The organism is Vibrio sp. Makdt (assembly GCF_027587015.1).
GTDB classification, from domain to species: domain Bacteria; phylum Pseudomonadota; class Gammaproteobacteria; order Enterobacterales; family Vibrionaceae; genus Vibrio; species Vibrio chagasii_B.
Genome location: NZ_JAPPTH010000041.1, coordinates 1 through 21051, shown reverse-complemented (window position 1 = coordinate 21051; position 21051 = coordinate 1). Strand labels below are relative to the sequence as shown.

Here is a 21051-nt window from a genome sequence, read left to right as displayed (position 1 = left end):
GTTATTGATTACCTATGTCTGTTTAAAAGCGTTGGAATTCACGCATGATAGTGGTGGTTAACAGGATGCATAAACCAATGAAAAATAGGGGTAAATATCGCCAGAATTCGCCATCAATGATGGGGACAACAAGGAATACCCACAGTGAAAAGATAATGATGAATATCATGCGAAAGGCCATGGCCGCTATTTTCACGTTGTGCTGTTTAAAGGCGTAGATTCGCTTACGATATTCGTAGTAAGAATCACTCATGAACGCGAAGATAAGCACCCCACCTAAAAGAAGCCATTCCATGAGTACGTTCAGGCGAAGTATGCTGCGATACCACCACATCTTTGTGTTATCAACCAGCCGCTCTGAGATACCTGCGATAAACACCCCGGACCCATTGGTTTTTTTAGGTTTAATATAAAATCTATCAATGACGTTGGAGATGCCCGTATCGACCATCGTCGTCTGGTATTGACCGTTTACACGGTCGAACACTATTTCTGATTGCTCTTCGGTCATTGTCGACTGGACAGTGGACACCTCATCGATGACGTCGGCTCTAAATTGCTCTGCTGACATACCAAACCAGCAATACAACAAAGAGAAGAACCAGATCATAAACCCTAACCTTACCCACGGGTTTAGTATTGTGACACCATCACCGAGTAAGGCTTTGTTACCTTCGTCGATAAAAGATTGGGTATCATGCGCCATGAGCAGCCTCCAATATCTTTTCAGGTTTGAGTAACAGGTCTAACAAATTCACCGAGCGAGGATCTTCGAAGGCGTAGGGAGCGATACCCATTGTATTGAGTTCAGGACGACCGAAGAGTTGAGGGAGCAGTAACAGGCTCAGTTGGCGACAATGTTTCTCGCTCTCTGAGGTTAGTTTTCTGTCAATGACTTCCATGCAACATACGCGGCTGGACGTAGCAAAGTCTGAAAATGAACAGCGAATCGGGTCCCAGATTAGGTCGCAGCCTGACTTTGTGTCTTCTGACGTGACCATGACTTTGAACAGTTCGGAGGTTCGGTCAAACACTTTCACAAAGATGTGCTTGAAGGCGACTTCTTTACCGTGCTTCTCATAATGCTCATCCCATGTGTCGGCCATCTCTCGCAATACCACATCAAGTAAGAGTTGTTCTTCTCCTTCATTGAAAGAAGCTGGCACAACGTCACCGAATAACCTCACTACTCGCATTTGAACCTCACCAAGAGACGGCCAAATAAACGCTTGATAATTCAATCGCTCGCTCAACTCTTTATCGATCGTTCGATTCAGATAAACGCTGGCAGTAATTTTTTTGAATTTGGTCGATACTTTCATAATCTTTCCTTAACGTGGCTCTACAGGCAGGCGGAGTAGGGTTTTATTTCCATTTGAGAAGCTGCATATAGCTTGCAAGTTGGGTAAGGCCGATACCATGAACGGTGGAAATAAACTGCGCTCTTCTGATGACTCACGTACACCAGAACCTGAATTGAATGAAGAGACGGAGTCTTGTGATGAGGCGCTGTTTGAAATCATCTTTTGATGCTTTCTTAGATCGGCAGCCCCCATCTTTTCTGATACATATTCACGAGTTACTTTGCCTTCACATCGCATGGCGATGGTATTGGCACACAGCTCGGTTATCCTATCGGCGGTCGCTTGCGAGGTTTTTTCTACGATGTCGGGCATGGACTGGGTACTTAAGTACAGTTCGTATTTGGATTGTCGACCGACGGCGAGTAAATTTAGTATTGGATCATTAAGCGCGTTATGGGCTTCATCAACCATAAAGCAAACCTCTGGCTCTTCTCCTGTACCAAAGTTATAACGTTCAGCTGACGATGCCGCTGCAGCTGCCGACACAAGCTTCGATAAGGTGCCTGAAATCACTGGGTCTGTTAAACCGTCTGTGGCGCAGTACAGCACTCCACCTGTGTTTGATAACTCGCGTAAATTGACGACGTTCGGTTGGTTGTCCGATAAATTATTTAAATCAGGGGACAACAATGTATCTAGAGGCGCCGAGCAAAGTTGTTCCAGAATTGCATTCAATGAGCCAGTTTTGGTGCTCACTTCAGATGATTTTTTATGGAAGGCGTCAATGATCCCTGAAAGTTGAGAGCAAGGTTTGTCTTTGGCCATGACATCGGAATAATACATGATCATGTTTTCAAGCCAGTCTTGCGATCCCATGGCCTTGATGCGACCGTTCATTTGGGCTTTCCAGTCCACACCTATTTCTTGACTGAAGTACGTTTCACACGTTTTCTCTACGACACGAACTAGACCTTCACGCAGGTAGTAATGAAGGGTACGAAGTGTGAGTCGTTCACCGATGTATTCCGCTGCCTGAGTAATTTGGTTTACACGTTCCCAACAGAATTGTTTAAAGACTTCCCCAGAAGAGCCGCCCGTTGGAATACATTCAACGACACGGGTTGCCAGTTCCGATGTTCGGTTATAGTTGGCTAGGCAATCAACAACGACAGACTCAGATGGCCGTGCGGGGGCAAAATAGTAGAACTGGTCCCCTTTACCTTGACGCTCCATCTCTGCTTTCAACCCATTTCGCATTTCCGGCGTATTTTTGGGGTCGATGACGATGAGCAAGCATTTTCGCTTTGACCATAGTTTGTTTAATGCGATTAACTTCAACAATGTTGTTTTGCCTGAGCCTGGAACGCCGTAGATGATTGTGTGTGCGCGGCCTACATCATAATGCACAGTCACATCTTTCTCGTTGCCCAAGGCCATGAGGAATGGCTCCCCACCTAATGCTTCGTTCAGATCAGGGTTATAGGGGATAAACTTCCTTAAATATAAAGGCACTTTTTGGTCGCGGCGTGCAGAAGGGAGGGCATTGATTTTATACATATTGATGGCGTGCTCAGGCCCCCAATTAAAGCCGGTCCCTAAGTACATACGGTCTTTGTATTTCTCTGCCTTCTTTCGAGTGTCTTCCAAAGACTCTATATCCAGTTTGTTTGAACACAATCGAGCCTGCATCTTTAGAATTGGCCATGCTTCAGAAGATCGTTTGGCGGCCATGACAAAGCTGGTGGCCATACCTAACCCTGTCAGCATCACCGTATCGGGAGCCGGTGTCTCAGTGAATAGGTTGTACAATGCTTGATATCCACCAGCGACACTGAAAAAAGCACCCGAAGCCAGCCATGCGCGAGCTTGTTGTATCTCAAACACTTCACGGAAGTAGTCTTGAATATCGTCATACAGCGGTTTTGTCTTTGACTTAAACATCAGAAGCGACTCCATTAGCAATTAAGTTCAATTCTTTGGCGAGGTTTGAATCTAAAATTAACTTCTCTTGCTCGCTGTTAATGGTGAGCTTTCCTGCAAAGAAATCGAGGTTATCCATACGCTCTGGCCTACCATAGTCATTGAAATTTTTAATTTGATCTAAGAACAGTTTTTCGCCCACACCGAACAGTTCTGCGAAGGCTTTGACGCAACTGCTGTCCAACTTGATGTGCTCTGTCGCGTCAATACCCAATATTTTCCCTGGCTCTATGTCATCTCCGAAGCGGTCAAAAAAGGCCGTCGTATTCATTTCCATGTTGGTCATCTCTACAAGACAAAGAACCCACGTTTTGTGCGCGTAGATTGCATTTCTTGAGCTGTAGCTGACAATGGAGTCACCATCGGTCTTACCATTGGATAGCGCCCATGCCATCACATAACATAGGGTTCTTAGGTCTTTATCAGACACATTTTTTAAAGCGGAAGCTCTTTGCGGTGCTTTTTGTGTTTGGGACTTACGCCCTTTAGCTGCGGAGGCTAGAGGTTTGGACGACGGTGCCTGAACCGGTTTGTCGTCAGCTGCGTTGATGTTCATGCCATCCCATACACTAGGTGCAGAATTGTTTTCTTCCACTGACTGATTTGTTTCATTTTCGAACACGATTGTTGGCCCACTTGTCTTTGACGGTGAGTTTGCATTTGTGGTGTTCGCCTTAGTCGCTGCTTTTTTCGTCGCTGGCTTTTTCGTTGCTTGAGGTTTGGGTGCTGGTTTCTGTGCAGGAACGTTTTTCTGAGCAGGTGTCGCTGTTGCTGGCTTCCCATAGTTGCTCGTATTGGCCGGTGCTGGTGCATTGATCTGCTGCGGGGTCGTTGTCGGTGATTGATTTTCGGCAGCTTGCATGAGTTCTTCAGGTGGTTTTGGTAGCCCCGGCAAATTCAACGAACGAGCTTTATTACGATTTACTTGGGAGCCTTGTTCTGGGTCCAAGTTATAAAGGGTCTGAAATGGGTTATCTTTTGGCTCGGTATAATCCAAGCTGCCTTTGGCGTCGATTGTTAAGCGTTCACCCATGCTAGAAAATTCGATGTAACAGTCTTTAAGGTTAGGTGGGCGTAATTCACCTTCGAAGACCAAATCTGGATAACTGATACGAACGATATCCACTTGTCGCATCTTCCCTTGCTTCGCTGTAAATGTGAGCCTCACAAAGTCTGACTCTTCATGCATCGGCTCCACAATACCTAGCTCTTCCATCTCTTGAACCACGATACCAATGTTGGATTCAATTCTGGCTAGGTGACCCGAGATGCTAGAATTAGCGTTCATGTGGTTGATGATGTCTTGCACGCCATTTCGGTAATCGAGGTATACCTCCCCATCAATGACATACATGCGAGCACCGATTTCATTGACTTTGTTCCAACGGTTTTTTCGTAAATCTCGGATGGCCGAGATAATGCCGTGACTCTTACCGGCTTTACGCTGTCCGATGAGTTTGTGGAATTGGGTTCTACGATCTCGTTCGGCACTGAGCGCATCGGCACGGCGCAATGGTTTCTCGATATACCCTTCCTTACGGGCATAGTTCTGCAGCGCGTCAATGATTGGGCCTGAAAGGTTATCGTTAGATTGATATAACCAGCGCTTTGCTGTGTCACTAAGTACTATGTCTAATAACAGCACTGACAGCTTCTCATGGTAATGGTTAGCACGGCGTGGATTCCAGCTAACGGTGTAGCGGTCAATACCGTATCTTTTACTGAATTCGTAAATGGTTTCAATTTGTGGGTTCCAAGTGGTATCCAGCTCTTTCCCCGAAATCCTCATGTCAGAAATGACTTTCCCTGCATCATGCAACAAACCTGTCAACCATGCGGCAAAGCGCCATCGCGGTTCTCGTAGCATCTCCTCATCTTGGAATCCGATAGCCAAAGGTCGAGAGCCCTTCGACATTCTTAAGGTCATTAAGGCAACATCTAATGAATGACGAAGTAGGCCGCCAACTTCATTGTGATGATGGTACTCACTAGCAGGCAGTAGGTGGAAAAATGAAATCACAGAACGGATCGCATGCATGTACGTGTTCATAAAGCATGGAGTCAGGCTTTTATCTGTACCTTCGAGCATGCCTACGGCAAGGAAGGTTTCCTTAATAATGCCTCTATAAGCGAATAAAATGTCCCCCTCCGTTAAGACAGGGACACCATCTGGCGTCGGCGGGTATTTGATCATGTTTGCGACTTCTTTCTGCAAGCGAGTGATCTCCTGCTGCTGCTTCAAAATAGTTTCACTGGCGAACTCCTCATGTAGCTCACCAGTTTTCAAGCGCAATTTCTCTTTTACGATAATTGCACTTTGAGTTAATTTTGATCTGACGCCATCAAACATTCGCATTAAGCTGATTCCTGTAGTGACTCATCGGATTTTTGAGTTATTACGGCTTGAATTTCTTCCGCACTCAGTGGGTCTTCGTCTTCGCCTAATATCTCAGCGCCACCAGCATGAATATCCACCGGTTCTGCTTCTTGCTCAGTTTCAGCTTCATTCAATGGAGCCGACACGTTATCTGGCTGCTCATCGGTGACCTCTTCAACCACCTCTACTGGTTTCAACTTTTGATTGATTTGCTGATTAACGCGTTGGTGTGTTGTGCCACGTCCAGTGTCTAGCGAGCGAAGTTGGTTGGTAATACGGAACACGTCGTTAGAGAAGCGCGACATCGTAGAAGCGAGTTTGATTTTCGCGTACTTGTAACGTTCTTCGTCGACATCGCCTACCATCCAAAGTACTTCCATGACCGCCATCGAGTTGTCGAACTTTCGAATGACCTGCAACACGCGTTGGAAGACAGGGTGGGTCACATCGATGACAACTTTGTGGTTATCTGGTACTTCGATTTCAGGAAAAGGTACATTGCGATTTTGTTTGCGGTATTTACGCTTCACTGCATCAGCCTGTCTTGCAAACTCACTTTGACCTTCTTCCAAATGTTCAAAGTTGGTTTCAAAGATAGACACTACCGCATCACGGTTTTCATCGTTGTCTTCGGTGGACTCGTACAGCGTCGCAATTCGTTGTGTTGCGCCAACCAATTGACCGCCTTTTTGACCTAAGTAGCGGTACATTGTCTCGCTTCGACACACGATTGAAACGGGGATGTGGCGTCGCATTTGCTTAAATTCAGCCATGGTGATTCTCCTTAGAGATTGATGAGTTCTGGGTAATGGTCAGCGATGACCTTTTCTAGCTCGCCTATTTTTCGGTTGTATTCCCTGCTTAGTGGGAGCCCTCTATCTGCAATGAAAATGCTGAGTAATACGCGTCGTTCCTCTCGAAGCGTTTTATAGCGCTCCCTTAATCCGAGGTAACGTCGTGTGGGTGGACTGATAATTTGCTTAAATGTTAGGAACAGCTTTAATTCCCAATCCCTCATGTATTTTTTACATTGTGATTTGGAAAAAGGGTGGGTCAGCACTTTGTAGGGAATTTTGTTCTCTGACTTGTTCTCGTACTTCGTCGCGAACTTAGGAATTTCATAGTATTTCTCTGAATTCGGAATCTTCTTATCGGGATCAAAGTGATACGCCTTCTTTTTTGTTGTTTTGTTTAAGCGGCTCATGTCACGCATTCGAAGTTCAAAACACATCACCATCTCCCAACCGTCTCTGTCTTTGGTGTAATACTTAGTCCCAATCAGTACATGGCCTGTATTGGCGAACGTGCTTCTACGATGGTAAGAATTGTCTTTGATAATTTTATGGTTCTGTTCGAGCTGAGGTTTTCGGTAATACTTGTCAGCTAAGTCTTCCATTTCGGCTATAAGTTCACCGGCTTCGGCATAGACCGCCTTCAGTTCCATTGCATTACGTTTTAGGTTCTTGGTGATCAAACCCAATTTTAAATCTGCATGGATATCGTCTTTTTTAACCTGAACATCAGCCTCAATGTCCTCAGTAAGAACATCAAGTTCGTCTGTTTGAACGTCAAGGACATCCGTCTGTTCATGCATAAACCCTGTCTCCTTCCCAAATGGGGTATTGGTTGATACTGCATGAATTAAATCGACGTTTTTTCAAATAAGGGACGAATTTTCGCTAATAGATTTCAGAATTGCTTTCCGAATAGGGCCGGTCTGCGGGTGTTTACTTTGGTATGAACAATGGTTCAATCATGAATGTCGTAGCCACGAATTTGAATTTGTTTAGCCTAACGCTTTGTCTCGCTACGACAGGGAAGGGGGATTAGTCAAACCAGCGTTCGTGGAATTCAGCTGGTGACTAACGATTCGAGCTCGTGCAGTCGCTCAACTCAATTTCTCTGAATGACATTGGAACTAATGACTTTCCACCAGCTCCTCAGCTGGGGACCGGCGGATGACCAGCTCCCAGAATTTTTTCCGGCGCAGATGTCGATTCCCATGTCTTGCACTGACACGGGATGATGTGTCCCGGCACCAGCGCCGGTTTTTTCCCCCGAGAACCTGCTGGTCACGAGTATCATCTGGGCCTCGCTGGTATGAAAATCATCAAACTCAATGTCATTGCCTGACACTGAATGCAATAAAACCTGGCACCAGCTCCTCGGCTGGCCAGCGCCCTGGAGTTCGCTCCGGCGTAGATTTCGAATCCCACACCTTTGAATGACATTTCAGTTGCGAGCCAGCCACCAGCGCTCAGTTTTCTGCTGGTCATCAGGACCTCGACGTTATCTACCTCTTGGACAGGCACTGGGAGATGAACATTTCTGGGCCGAATGTACTCTTAGGCTTTTTAATCAGGCAATGACTAGCAATGCTGTCCGTGGCTTAAGAATTGTCTGTATGTATTCAGTAAGCTCAAATAGAAATTAATGGTCGGTAAGTAAACTTCCATCTTAAGCACAACCCCAACATCTTAGCCTGACTGTCGGTATTATGATCAGGCAAGAGCGTCGGTTTATCACCCGAGAACCTGCTGGTAACCGGGCGATGCTGGTAGCAAAAACTGAAACTCAATGTCATTGCCTGACACGGGATGCAGTAAACCCGGCACCAGCTCCTCGGCTGGGACCCCGGCGGCTGGCCAGTCCCCAGGTGCTCGCTCCGGCGTGGGTAACGATTCCCATGTCTTGCACTGACACGGGATGATGTGACGCGGCACCAGCGTTGGTTTATCACCCGAGTGCCTGCTGGTCACCAGGCGACGCTGGTATCAGATATCTAAGTTCAAAGTCTGTGCCTGACACTGAATGCAGTAAACCCGGCACCAGCTCCTCGGCTGGGACCCCGGCGGCTGGCCAGTCCCCCTTGTATTCGTTCCGGCGCAGATATCAGTTCCCATGTCTCGCACTGGCACTGGGAGATGAACACTCATAGGATTTGGTGAACGAACGGACCTTTTGCTCGGGCAGTGCGGCGCAAATTAGCTTAGGGCCTAAAACAGTCGGGCTATTCAAACTAATCAAAATCAACACGAATGACTTAAAGCTCGACCAAATCTCAAGCCTATTGAATCAACTCGGTACTACGGATTGTTAATACCAAGCTCAATATCTATGACCGACACGGGATGTTATGACCCAGTACCAGCGCATCGGCTGGGAACTGGCTGATGAGAACCGGCGGCTGGCCAGTACCCAGGTGCTCGCTCCAGCGTAAGTATCATTTCCCCATGTCTCGCACTGACACTGAATGTTATGACCCGGCACCAGCTCATCGGCTGGGAACTGGCTGGTGAGAACCGGCGGCTGGCCAGTACCCAGGCGCTCGCTCCGGCGTAAGTATCATTTCCCCATGTCTCGCACTGACACGGGATGGCATGACGCGGCACCAGCGCCGGTCTTTCACCCGAGAATCCGCTGGTCATCGTGAGCTGAAAATCCGTCAATGAAAATTGGCTTGAACACCATTTTCTTGATTGTTTAGTAATTAATTCATATTCATTGTCATCCCGTGAAATTGAACCGTCTCGGGCAACGACTCAGTCTTGGGTAGTACCGATCGGCTTGAGATGATTTTGGGATATTTATATTTATTTTTTTGTTTTTAAGAAGGGCTGTACCGCTCAGGATTCGATTTCAATGTCTTGGTTAGACTCTTTACGGTTAGCCAAGTGGTCATTGATTCACTCTCGGGCTGGGTCGAATCATATTCATGGGATGTCACGGTCGATGAAAGATGCTCGGGCAAGGTCGATTTCGTTTCTTAGGGTGTCACGGTCAATGATTGATGCTCGGGCAGGATCGATTCCGATTCTTAGGGTGTCAAGGTCAATGATTGATGCTCGGGCAAGGTCGATTTCGTTTCTTAGGGTGTCACGGTCAATGATTGATGCTCGGGCAGGGTCGATTCCGATTCTTAGGGTGTCACGGTCAATGATTGATGCTCGGGCAGGGTCGGATTCTGATTCTTAGGGTGTCACGGTCAATGATTAACTCTCGGGCAGGATCTTTTCTAAATTGCCATGCGCCAGCGACCTCTCCCTTGGCGGGAGCTTTTTTTAGCTCCCCCTTTATAATACTACTATACGGAGGGTGGTACACCACCACTGATATATGACTAAAGGCCGCATTTTTGCGTGAATTTTCCTTGTCACCAGTCACTTTTTCGTCTTTTTGATACCACCCCATGTATATGTAGGAGATATGACCACCACACTCATAAAATCCTTATTTTCAAATTCCCTACATATATTGAGGGGGGTGTCAGACATCCAGTTTATTAGCAGGTGCAAATGTTTTCGGTGGTTCAATTTTAATCGAATTTTGATACCACCATTGATATATGTAGGGACAGTGATGCCAAATTCTGAAACGAACTATCGTTTCATGGTGGTTGATTAGCAGTGAAGATCAGAACTAGATTACTTTCGTTAAGGCGCGTCATTGAAAATAAGGATTATCAGTACCGCTCAAAATGTGTATGTCGGTTGATGGACGTTCTTTTGAGTAACGATTTTCGATTTCTGGCTAATTGCTTTCAAGAACGCGCAAATTTTCCCATACAATTCCCAATCCCACCAAAATAGAAACGATGTTATGCAATTTTTGTCAATTGTTTCTACAAATGTCATTCCTTAACCGATTTATTACGGTGTTTATCAATATTTCCCAAGTATCTCGATTTACCTCATACGCAATACAATTTTATTCGATTCATGCACGATATTTTTCAACAACTAACAATAAACATTAAAAATACCCTCACTAATTGCTAAACCATCATCAATTTTTGTGTATCACTAGGTTTGACATCAAGACAAATGATCGGAGTGATTGATTATGAACAAACAACTGGAAGTTGCAGCGATAGATGTAGGATTTGGAACCACCTGCGTTGCATCTGAAATAACAGGCGATCACTGTTATTACCATTGCTTCCCATCAAGAGCTGTAAAGGTGAATCCTACAGAGCTGAAGCGACTGGAATCGTTTGGCACAACTCAGCGAAATACGGTTTTAGTCAACATTGACGGAAGTAGTTATGAAGTGGGGCCGGGAGTTTTGTCAAAAGCAGCTGACGCCAACGAAAGACTTCTTAATAAACGTTATATCTCAAGTCCGGCTTACAAGGCGCTGTTTATCGGTGGCTTAAGTCTATTAAAAACGGATTGCATTGACTTGCTGGTGGCTGGTCTTCCATTAAACCAGCTGGATCGTAAAGATGAACTACTCAATTTTATGATTGGTGAACATCATGTGGATGGGCGAGTGATCCGAGTAAAACAGGCACATGTCTTGCCGCAGCCACTTGGCGCACTTACTTATCATGCAAAGTCTGAAGCAATGAAAATGAACTGCGGGATTATGGAGGCGCTTGGGAACCGTGCGAGAGTAACTGTTGATCCAGGTTATGGAACAACCGACTTCTTGACTTCTACGGGGCTTACAATCGACGAAGAACGTACAAAGGCATTCGAACTAGGTCAGGGGAAAATTCTCAGAAGCCTGAGCACCTACCTGTCTGAGGTTTTGGGTACGTCCATCAGCACAGAGTTGGTAGACAAAGCATTCAACACGAAAAAGCTCGAAATATTTGCCGAAACGTATGACTTCCCTGTCTCTAATGGTGTCTTTGACTGCTTGCCGCTGATTGACAGTTTGTGCAATGAAGCAGTCGATTTACTTACTAACATGCTTGGTGAAGCATCAGACATACAAGAGTTTATTGTGTCTGGTGGTCCAGCTCCAGATTTCGCGAGAGCACTAGAACGTGCATTTCCGAGACATACTGTGAAGTTAGTCGAGAAACATGAAGTTGCTGTATGCCTTGGTTTTGCTGAGTTAGCTAGACAAATCGCGGGTGTTAATTCAAACAAGGTTGCGTAGCTTATGAGTAATAGTATCGATGTTAACCTGTCGACTTGGGTGGAAAGGGGAGCTATCGAGGTCCCCGATAGTCCTAAGTTTAAGCGCATCATGTTGCGGCGAATACTAAACAAAGGCGCAGTGATTAAGCGATTGCACGAGTCGAACTGGGAAAAGATATCATCACAAGTTGAGCTGACAATGCCGTTCAACGGCGAGAAGGTTAATGAGCGATTTAGAATATCTAAACGTGATTTCCCAGTTTTGTTGAGCGAATTGAATCATTGTGAAAACCGAAGTTGGTTACTACCGATTCTTTTTCAATTGGGGCTGTTATATCACCAATCCGGTGAAGCAATTATTAATCGATTTTTGGGTAACGTGAACACCAACAACGAACACGGTTCTTCACAGAACTCTCCACAGATACCTGAAGCTAAATCACCACAGACAGACCCTGCAGATTTGGTATCTACGGAACTGGTTGATAACTTGACTTCAAGCGGATTAATTAGTTGATTTTTTTGCGAAGCGCATTTTTCAATAAGTCAAGACTTAATATTGAGAACGTGTATGTTTTTTTTCAATCATTGTTGAGATTTTATACATCTATGCAATAATCCAAAAGGTCAGTAAAACAAATTGCGTATTATGGAATTCGTAATTTTGTATAAATGAACACAACGTCAATACTGTAAACGCAACCTAACAACGCTCGTGGTGAGCTTAGTAAGGTGTTTGAAAGGTCAATGTTGGGATCGCTCAAACCGCGTAAAAGCATGGAAGATTTACTTATGAAACGTCTAGGCTACATGGCAGCCGTGCGTGCAATTTCCGCTCGCATATTGTTAGCTGCACACCAATCTGTTTTAACTAACAGAGAATGCTCCGCTCAAATTAACTTTCTGACTAACATCGACGTAGATCGATTTATAAGCATCGAGCCCGATACTCTAGAGAAGTTTGTAGAAACGCAGCATCATATCTTTACCCTTGCCCCATTACGTTCTGGCTGCACTAACCAAACAGGTTTATCGGTTCTCAACACCGCAATTGAAACAGGCCAGTTTGAAAACTATCGAACACGATTGAACGCTTATCTCAATGTCACTTCTGAATCTACACCTTCTACTGATGAGGTGAGTTTTCAGTGCCAATCTCTAATTCTCGCGATGCACAACCTCGCTCAAACAGATCCGCATTCTGCCATGATTGAGCTAATGGCAACTCAACAAGAAATCATTAAGTTTGCTAGTTTTGAGTTGTTTCAGATTGTCAGGTTCACATCTTCCGGTATCAATCCTTTCGTATTTCACGATGGTACTGAAACTGAGATGTTGAATGCCTTAGAGACTCATGAATTTCAAAGTCACAATGTCGGCGTAGAGCGCATTCGTATGCGTACCTTGACCGATATGATCTAAATTCAGTCTGTTCACAATTTGAAAGGATAGTCATATGTCCGAGATACAATTATCCACAGCGTCTCAAATGGCGCTGAAATTGGAGACGCGAGCACTCGATCTTGTACGCTTTGGTGCAAACGCAGCCACAATTAAAGACCTTTTAGGTTCAGTGCCTAAGTCTGCTCAACATGAGCTTGGCCGAATGCAGACAGACTTTAAAAAATCAAGAATGGGTAAAGATGCGAGCTTTCTTCATCAAGTACCGGAAGCGTTTTCCATCTCGAATAAGCTTTGGGCTTATTATTCAATCCTGTCCAATGACCCATCAGTTAAATTGCCGCTTCAAGACAATATCGACAAGATGCTTGATGCTTATGCAAGAGTATTTGATGAATCGAGTGAAGACATACGTGCTTACGTGAATTTTAATCGATTTGTTCAACTCCTTCATCGTATCGGTGACGGTACAATTCACATTTTCAAATGTCAGTGTGGGACAAAATATATTGGCCACACTGAAAGACCTGGTACTGGTTGTGCTCATTGTCGTGCAGAAAGAGCGAGAAATCGTCGTAAAGCCAAAGCCGCTGAGGTATAGATTATGAAATCGAACTATCTAGGCTTTTCGATGTTATGCTCCCTTGCATTTGCAGCTACCGCGACGGCAGATGCAAATTTCGTCAATGATAAAAGTGCCGCTCAAGGTTGGCACTTTTATGGGGAGCCTGAACCAGAGGAACCCAAAAAGCCCGAGCTTCCACCAATCCCTATAGCCCCTCCAAGTGCAGCAAAATCTGGGCCTGAACCTATGTCGACGAAATGGATACGAGCGCACTTTATGGAGTTTGTTGGTGAAGCAATTGATGACCCTAGTCCGGAGAACATCCAACGAGCCCGATACATGCAACGTGTGATTATGGACAAGGCGACTTCGTTTAGGGAAGCGTGGATGCAAGATGTCATCAACAACCCTCTTCTTGATGAAACACAAGCAAGGCCAACATCGAGTTTTGCTCTTAATGCTAAGAATGAAGCTAAGAATCGTGCAGAACAGGAAGTGGTTCAAGAAGTAGCAAAACAAGCAGGGTTATGGTTCTTTTTTGAGAGCACTTGTGATTACTGTAAACGCCAAGCACCCATTGTCCAACGCCTCATGAGCAAATATGGCTTTAATGTAAATGCGATCAGCATCGATTTAGCGCCAATGGAAAATGGTATGTTTCCTGAGTATCAACCGGATACCAAGCAGAAGTATAAAGAGCTAGGCGTTCAAAGAGTGCCTGCTTTGTTTTTAGTTGGTAATTCCGGTGAGTTTGTAGCGCCCATTTCACAAGGTATTGTGACTGAAAGTGAAATCATAAGATTGGTTCTTATTCAGGCAAAGACGGCCAATGTGATTTCAGAAGAACAATTTAACGACGCGTCAGCAGTTGAGTCCCTACAGCAAATTACACGATTTGAAGATATTGATGAAGAAAGAGCCTTAACAGACGCAAACTATCTAGTTGAAATCTTAGAATCGAACCTCAAAGCACAGCAAGGTTACTAGCTTTATCACGGTTAATTGGAGCCTGTTCATTAGTTAATGAGCAGGCTTTTTTATATCAGTTTCACGTTAATTACCGAAAAAAGGCTCCTTATTTGAATTTTTTGTACTGGCGTTAAGTAACACTAATCCTAGTTCTCTATCAGGATATGGTCATGAAGCTTATACCAGTGGTTCTACTGACATTCAGTACATTAGCGATGGCTAACAAGTCACAAAAGCCCGTGATTACGTCATCAAACACTACCAACTCCCATCAATCGACGACTCTACAAATAGTAGAAATGCCCGATTACGAGCGGCTATTTGGCGCTATTACGTCGAATAAAGGCGACGTCAACGCGTTGAAAGTCAGCCTACTAAATTTCTATTCAAGCTTGCTCCCAGTTTTGCGTTATGAAGCTCTCGTACTTGAGGTGCCTGAAGCTTTGACCGCTTATAGCTCTGCAGAGTCAGCAAGCTACGAACTCGCCAAGCTTCACCTTATTGACCCTGAAACTATAGAACCAAGTGAATATCAGTTTTATGAGCGAGTAGTGGTTGAAGATAGCTACGAAATTGCGAAGGAGTTGGTTCTCAATGTGTTGCCGTTTATCCCTTCCTCTGAATCAGCTCAACAGAAAAGTTTGACAAATAATGTCAATGCACAAGCGCAGGAGGCAATCAATTATGAAACGTATTAGGTCTTTTATCGTTGCCGCCTCGCTGACATGCTCTATGAATGTGTTGGCAAACCCAATGCAAGACGTCTTCAATGGGTACTCGACAGGTCATGGCATTGTCGACTACGAAACCAGTAATAAAAACGCCATCGCACTCGGTTCTTTTTCATACCGTGTTAAGAGTCATGATCCAAATATCGTGAACTTTCAAGTTCCGTCGATGAAAGCCGGATGTAACGGAATCGACCTTAATCTGGGTTCATTTTCAATGATCAAAGATTTAACAGGGATGCTCCAAAACTCAATGAGACAAATTGCAGCGGGTAGTGCGTCGTATGCCTTCAACCTAGCTTTAGATGCTCTGTGTCCGACGTGTGCTGCAAACATCAAAGCCTTGAAAAAAGCGATGGATGAATGGAACAAATTTTTCAAGAACTCATGTGAAGCGGGTCAGGCATTAATGGCCAACGCGGTCGGCCCATATGAACAATCAATCCGAGATGCTTTAGCAATCGGTCAAGCCGCAAACTCAACTGGTGTTGCGACAGATTCAGCTGATTGGTTTCAAAACATAGCCCCAGGCACTTCATTGCTTGAGCTCTCCCAAAAAGTTCAGAATGGTCAGGAATTACTGACAGGTAACCTACTAATTAACGGCATGAGAACATCAAAAATGAATGTTGGTGCCTCTGACTTCTTCCCTAGATTTTCGGAAACCGTCATGTCACTAGTTGGGACCGAGATCCGAGATGTTGCTGATAACACTGACCCTGACCGCCAAGGTGTCGAAACCTCTTCAATTGCGACAACTCCGGTTCCTGCGACATTGACTCTGCTAGATATCGCTTTTGGTGGCTTTGATACTCAAGAACAAGTGCCAAGGCTCAAGTGTAATGACGGTAACCCAGATACTGTGGCCAGCTCTAAATGTCTTGATGTTACTCAGGAAACGATTGATTGGAGGCCGTTGAACAAACAGTTCTTAGAAGCGTTGGACGGAACGACAGACGGGACCGCAGGCGTATTAGAGGTCTATCGAACAGGTGCTCGCGGTGCGAATGATTTTGGTCCTACTCAAAAAGCAGTGATACAGGGTGGCGGTATGGATGTATATGGCTACATAGCTTTACTCGCGACCAAATACAGAAAAAGTTCAGAGGTCCAAGGTTACTACGAGGCAATTGCTAATGAATACGCGTACAACTTTGCGATGCAATTTTTCACATCTGCTCGTGCGTATTTGGATGCGGTTGCAATCGCGGCTAAAGCCGACAGCGATGCTAATGCCCAAGCCTACATAAAAGAAGCAAGAGAAATGTTGAACATACAGATGGACATTGTGGACCGCCACTATGAACAACAAGACTCTAAGAACCGTTTGCATATGTTAGTCGAGAAGAGTATGGAGAACTAAGTCATGGAATTTCTGATATATACCATTGGTAATTTTGATTGGGCTAGACAAGTTTTCCTTGGCTTGTCGATGGCTTTCGATCCATCAACAGGTGATTTTGGACAGCCTAACTACTTGTTCGGTCTTGGATTAGTTCTTTCCTTCTTCGTTGCAGCCTTCAAACAATTCTTTGAAAAGGGTCAGATTGGTGGTGAATTTTTAGGAACAGTGTGCAAGGGCTATCTTATCTGGATGCTGTGTTTCTACCCGAGGGTCGACATTGTTGTCGAACATGCTGGTACGGGTGATTCAGCGTATTTTACTGACATTCCTGTTGGTTTAGCGATAGGTGGGGCTGTAACGACTCAAGTACCTATCGCGTTTATCGATATCTTGAGTGACATCTTTGTGATGCCTCAGAACTCAGGCACACACTTAGACGCACTTAGAACGCTGGTGGCCATTGAAGGGTCTGTAAATAGTCCGAATATTCGTACTATTGGACATGCAGATAGTGATTTCATACGAAGCATAGACAGTTACATGAATGGCTGTTTGTTCAAAGACATGGAAGTTGGTGGAGCCTATCAAGAGGCGAAGGTTGGCAATGTATTGACGAATGTCGATGCTTGGGCCGCGATGGAGGTGAGCTCAACGATTTGGTACATCGACATGTACCTTGAAGGTCAACCGTCGTTCATGTCGTGTAAAGACGCTTACACTGCACTGAGCGCGTACATTGATAATGACCAATCGAAATTAGCAGACGGACTCGATGAGTTAAATGAAGCGAAAGGCATTTCAGCGACACAAGTAAGCTCGGCACTTCAGCAGTTGGGCTCTGCATCAATGGACAGCTACACATTTCAGATGAATAACTTCCTTGATTATCACGTCAAAAAGAATGCTATGGGGTTAGATGCTAGTCATTCTGCACGAGGCCAACTTGTTGACGCTATGGAATATCAAGCGAAACAACAGCGTCTTTTCACTATGGCTGGTGACAGAAACTTGTGGCTTGAAATGGCCCCTGCCACCATCTCATTTTTTGAAGCATTCGTGTGGTTTGCAGCACCACTTATGTCCTTCTTTATCATCTTTGGTGAAGGGGGCTTTAAGATCGCCGCGTCATACATGCGATTCTTAGTTTTAGTTGGATTGTATCCATTCGTGATGATTCTGATTAACTTCTATCTCGATTGGTCTATTCAAAATGCGTTGGAAACGTCGATCAGTGAGCAAACAGCATACACCATTGGGGGATTGTCCAACTTCTATTCCGAAGCGCGAAGTTATATAGCGACCGCTTCTTACATGACGACAATGGTTCCAATGTTAGCTTATATGCTTTTAAAAGGTGGCGAGTACGCAACCGTGAGTATGGCTGGCAAGATCGGGGGAACCGCACATGTTAATCCTAGTGCTGTCGCACCAGATATTGCAGTTGGTGCCAAAAATGGCTCACTCAGAATGGGTAATCACAGTTGGACTATGGGTGATAACGGTGTGGTTCATTCAACAAATCAAATTCAAGACCAAAATATGCCAACACTCGGTGGTATGTCGAATATGACCAGTAACTTGTCCCTTACATCAAGTATGGCAGAGTCGCGAGTTCAATCAGCTCAAGCTACGCATCAACAGTCATGGGGCCAGCTTTCTCAGCTTATGACGCAGATTCAAAAAGGAAAAAGTGCGAATGGCAGTGATAGTCATCAATATTCTGAAAATGCTCAATTTGCATCGCAGGTTCGTGAAGGTTTACAGAAAAACACCAATCTAGATACACAAGAAATTACTCAATTGATGGGTAAGTTAGTCATGGGTGGTGGTGGTTCTGCTAGTGGAAATTTAGGTTGGGGAAATGGGGAGGATTCAACACAGCAAACCTCTGAGAGTGCAAAGACGTCAACTCAAGCTTCTGACTCTACCCAATACACTAATGGAGAAAGTAATAAAACAATGTCGAATACGCAGGGGGGCTCGCAGACTGACGGACGATACGGACGTGGCCGCGTGACGAAAACGAGTCAAATAGAAGATAAGGGCAATTCAAAAGCAGAAAGAGTCCAGGTTACTGACACTAAGAGTAATGAAAAGAGTTCCGGAAAAACAGACCGAGTGAGTTCAAGAAACAAAAGTGACTTCGCCGTTGGTCTTGATGGCCGAGTGCAGGTTAACGCAGAGGGCGGGTTTAACCTTACGGAACGTGAGGCAGAGGCATTGCAGGCAAGCCTAGGTTACGTGACCAGTGAACAAGGTGGCACCGGTGCTCAATACACCAGTCAAGAAGCGATTCAAAAGGTTCACGGTCTTTCAAGAACGACAGGTTGGGGCGAAACGGGACAAAATGCTATTCAAGACCTGAAAAGTTATACAGCTGCGAAACAATTCCAAGAAACGACGCAACACGCATTGGGTGTTGCAAAAGGTTTGAATCAAAATTATTCAACCAATTTTACAAATGCGGCAAACAATAAGGAATTTAAAGAGTGGGTGGCTAATGGTTATAACACCGAAAGTGAGATGGCCAACATGAGCCCAGAGGAGCGTAGAGTCGTTGAGGCCAATGCTCAGGCCCGAAACCTCCAAATACAACGTGATGCATCTAAATACTATCACGGAGATGTGGGTCGTGCTGCAGCAGTACTTTTCTCAAGTGAAATGGTTAATCAATATCAAGAAGTGGCGAACGCTAAAGACATGAATTCAATGAAATCGGGCTTGATGGATATCTCGCAGAAATTCAATGAAGCCGACTTCTTGATTGGTGACAAAGCCCTTAATGATATGTCGAAAAACTTTGCCACGATGAGTAACAACTTAGGCTCTGTGAAAGATACCACCAGCAACTCAGCTGTAGCAGGCATTCCGGAAGAAATTCAAAGACACCAGCAAGGCTTTGAGAAAACACGAGATGAACGACTGGGTGAGGTTGGTACATTATTGACCACCAAAAATATCAAAGATGAGCACGAGGAAAATGTTGTTAAGGCTCGCGCCAATGCATCAAAAGTTGCGCCTGAGAAAACAGATGAAATTAAGGCCATTGAAACTGCCACTGATACAGTTAATCCAACTCCAATTTCTCAAGAAGTTAAGAGTGCTGCGAAAGATGCAGGTGGATTAGTAAATGACGTTGCAGCAGGGCTATTTGCTCAGTTTCACTCTGCGACAGCGCAACAGCTATCAGAGCCAGCCGCAGAAAATATGAAGCATTTAGAATCACCATTGAATAAAGGAGCTGATTTATTAACAAGACCACAAATTGCAACTAACCCAAGTGCTCGTGATTTTGGACTCACCACTAATTCCGAAGGTGTGTATGGTGCCGCTGTGATCGCGTTAACCAGTGATGAGAACACGCTCAATAAAGATGGGCTACTCAGTGACACGGAAATCAAGCATCACAATAATGCGGTTGGGAATATAGAAAAACTGAGAACGGAAATGTCTGAGGATGAGTCATTTGCCAAAGAAGTAGGTGGACTAGCATCGGGCAAATACACCATGGAAGCGTTAGAGGACTATAAACTGTTTATGGGTGGCTCTGAGGACGGATTCAGAGACATTGATTACAACAACGTTGCTCATGTTGCTTCAACACTTGGTACATCCCTTACTGATGAGCAAGTTTCGAATCTATCAAATCAATCTGAGGTTAATAAGAATTACGATGTCGTAAATGGCAAATTGTTATCTAAACATTATCTGCAGATTGGAACAGAGGATGGGGCTGAACACCAGGAAGCTTACCACGCAGCTAAAGATACACCGAATGAAGTGAAGTTGTCACAACTTGAAACGACAGGTAAAGAGCAAAACGAAGCTGCAATTAAAGAGGGCCAATCTAACGGAACAACGCCATTAACGGGTGTTAATGACACCGTAGCGAACACAGCAATGCCGGGTTCTGTACCGTCAAATGAGCCATCACCAGTACCAAGTTCAATGACAAAATTCGCTGAAACTGCAGCGCAAAGCTTGGCACTTATGGAGGCATCAGAGAACAGTGGTATGAGTGACGAACAGAAATCACAAATCTTTGACTCCATCGACAGTAATACGATTTCTGTAAAAGAAGGAGCTCAACTGTTCAATGCTGTAAGTTCAGGTGAAATGACCGCTAATCAGGCAATTACGTCGTTGCAAGAGAAAGGGGAGATGCTTGCTTCAACAGAAAATACCCAAACTGATGCTCAACCAACAGAGGCAAATAATTCAAAGGAAACAACGACACAACAAACCCAAGGCAATGATCAAACAGGTTTCTCCAAACTAGCTTCAATGGTTGTTAGCGCATTACCTAGTAGCCCATTACAGCCAGAGGACAGTAATAATCAGCATACCCAAGTTCAAAGCAATCAAGAGGTAGCTCCTGATAATAAATCAGCCGAAACGGTAGAGACGTCGAAGACCTCTGACACTGTATCTACGAACTCACGCCCTGAAAGTTCAGCACCACAGTCGGTGGCTGAAATGGGTACAGTAGCGCCAGCAACTCAAGTGGCAAGT

The 21051-nt window shown here is 44.8% G+C and carries 14 protein-coding genes; 8 read left to right on the top strand and 6 right to left on the bottom strand.

Going from position 1 to position 21051, the window contains the following annotated elements:
* Positions 1 to 22 precede the first annotated feature (22 nt).
* Genes OH460_RS26330 through OH460_RS26305 form a run of 6 tightly spaced genes read right to left on the bottom strand, consistent with a single transcriptional unit; the run spans position 23 to position 7255 of the window.
* Positions 23 to 706, bottom strand: coding sequence for a DUF4400 domain-containing protein (locus tag OH460_RS26330; protein ID WP_270000097.1), 684 nt, complete (start codon positions 704 to 706; stop codon positions 23 to 25).
* Positions 696 to 1322, bottom strand: a complete 627-nt coding sequence (locus OH460_RS26325) for a hypothetical protein (RefSeq protein WP_239917275.1) — start codon at positions 1320 to 1322, stop codon at positions 696 to 698. The genes OH460_RS26330 and OH460_RS26325 overlap by 11 nt, the downstream gene beginning before the upstream one ends.
* A gap of 9 nt (positions 1323 to 1331) precedes the next feature.
* Positions 1332 to 3245 (bottom strand): conjugative transfer system coupling protein TraD, encoded by a 1914-nt coding sequence (gene traD / locus OH460_RS26320; protein WP_270000096.1) that lies wholly within the window; start codon positions 3243 to 3245, stop codon positions 1332 to 1334.
* On the bottom strand, positions 3238 to 5640 hold the full coding sequence (mobH, locus tag OH460_RS26315) for a MobH family relaxase (RefSeq protein ID WP_270000095.1): 2403 nt from the start codon (positions 5638 to 5640) through the stop codon (positions 3238 to 3240). Before mobH ends, traD begins: the two co-directional genes overlap by 8 nt.
* On the bottom strand, positions 5640 to 6434 hold the full coding sequence (locus OH460_RS26310) for a hypothetical protein (protein ID WP_270000094.1): 795 nt from the start codon (positions 6432 to 6434) through the stop codon (positions 5640 to 5642). Before OH460_RS26310 ends, mobH begins: the two co-directional genes overlap by 1 nt.
* A gap of 11 nt (positions 6435 to 6445) precedes the next feature.
* Positions 6446 to 7255 carry a hypothetical protein gene (locus tag OH460_RS26305; protein ID WP_270000093.1) on the bottom strand — a complete coding sequence of 270 codons (810 nt, stop codon included), beginning with the start codon at positions 7253 to 7255 and terminating at the stop codon, positions 6446 to 6448.
* Between the two features lie 3248 nt (positions 7256 to 10503).
* Here OH460_RS26305 and OH460_RS26300 point away from each other — a divergent pair.
* The 8 genes from OH460_RS26300 to OH460_RS26265 form a co-directional block, all read left to right on the top strand.
* Positions 10504 to 11550 carry a hypothetical protein gene (locus tag OH460_RS26300; protein ID WP_270000092.1) on the top strand — a complete coding sequence of 349 codons (1047 nt, stop codon included), beginning with the start codon at positions 10504 to 10506 and terminating at the stop codon, positions 11548 to 11550.
* Between the two features lie 3 nt (positions 11551 to 11553).
* Positions 11554 to 12048: a hypothetical protein gene (locus OH460_RS26295; RefSeq protein ID WP_239917270.1), complete on the top strand. Its 495-nt coding sequence runs from the start codon at positions 11554 to 11556 to the stop codon at positions 12046 to 12048.
* 275 nt (positions 12049 to 12323) lie between these two features.
* Positions 12324 to 12953, top strand: a complete 630-nt coding sequence (locus OH460_RS26290; protein WP_270000091.1) for a hypothetical protein — start codon at positions 12324 to 12326, stop codon at positions 12951 to 12953.
* Between the two features lie 34 nt (positions 12954 to 12987).
* The gene (locus OH460_RS26285) at positions 12988 to 13533 is read left to right on the top strand and encodes a hypothetical protein (RefSeq protein WP_239917268.1); all 546 of its coding nucleotides are present in this window, start codon (positions 12988 to 12990) and stop codon (positions 13531 to 13533) included.
* A gap of 3 nt (positions 13534 to 13536) precedes the next feature.
* Positions 13537 to 14484: a conjugal transfer protein TraF gene (traF, locus tag OH460_RS26280; RefSeq protein WP_270000089.1), complete on the top strand. Its 948-nt coding sequence runs from the start codon at positions 13537 to 13539 to the stop codon at positions 14482 to 14484.
* Positions 14485 to 14636: 152 nt separating this feature from the next.
* The gene (locus OH460_RS26275; protein ID WP_270000088.1) at positions 14637 to 15164 is read left to right on the top strand and encodes a hypothetical protein; all 528 of its coding nucleotides are present in this window, start codon (positions 14637 to 14639) and stop codon (positions 15162 to 15164) included.
* A complete protein-coding gene (locus OH460_RS26270) occupies positions 15151 to 16557 on the top strand; it encodes a conjugal transfer protein TraH (protein WP_270000087.1) in 1407 nt (468 codons plus the stop codon). Before OH460_RS26275 ends, OH460_RS26270 begins: the two co-directional genes overlap by 14 nt.
* Before the next feature lie 3 nt (positions 16558 to 16560).
* Positions 16561 to 21051, top strand: a 4491-nt coding sequence (locus OH460_RS26265) for a conjugal transfer protein TraG N-terminal domain-containing protein (RefSeq protein WP_270000086.1), incomplete at its 3' end; no start/stop codon positions are given.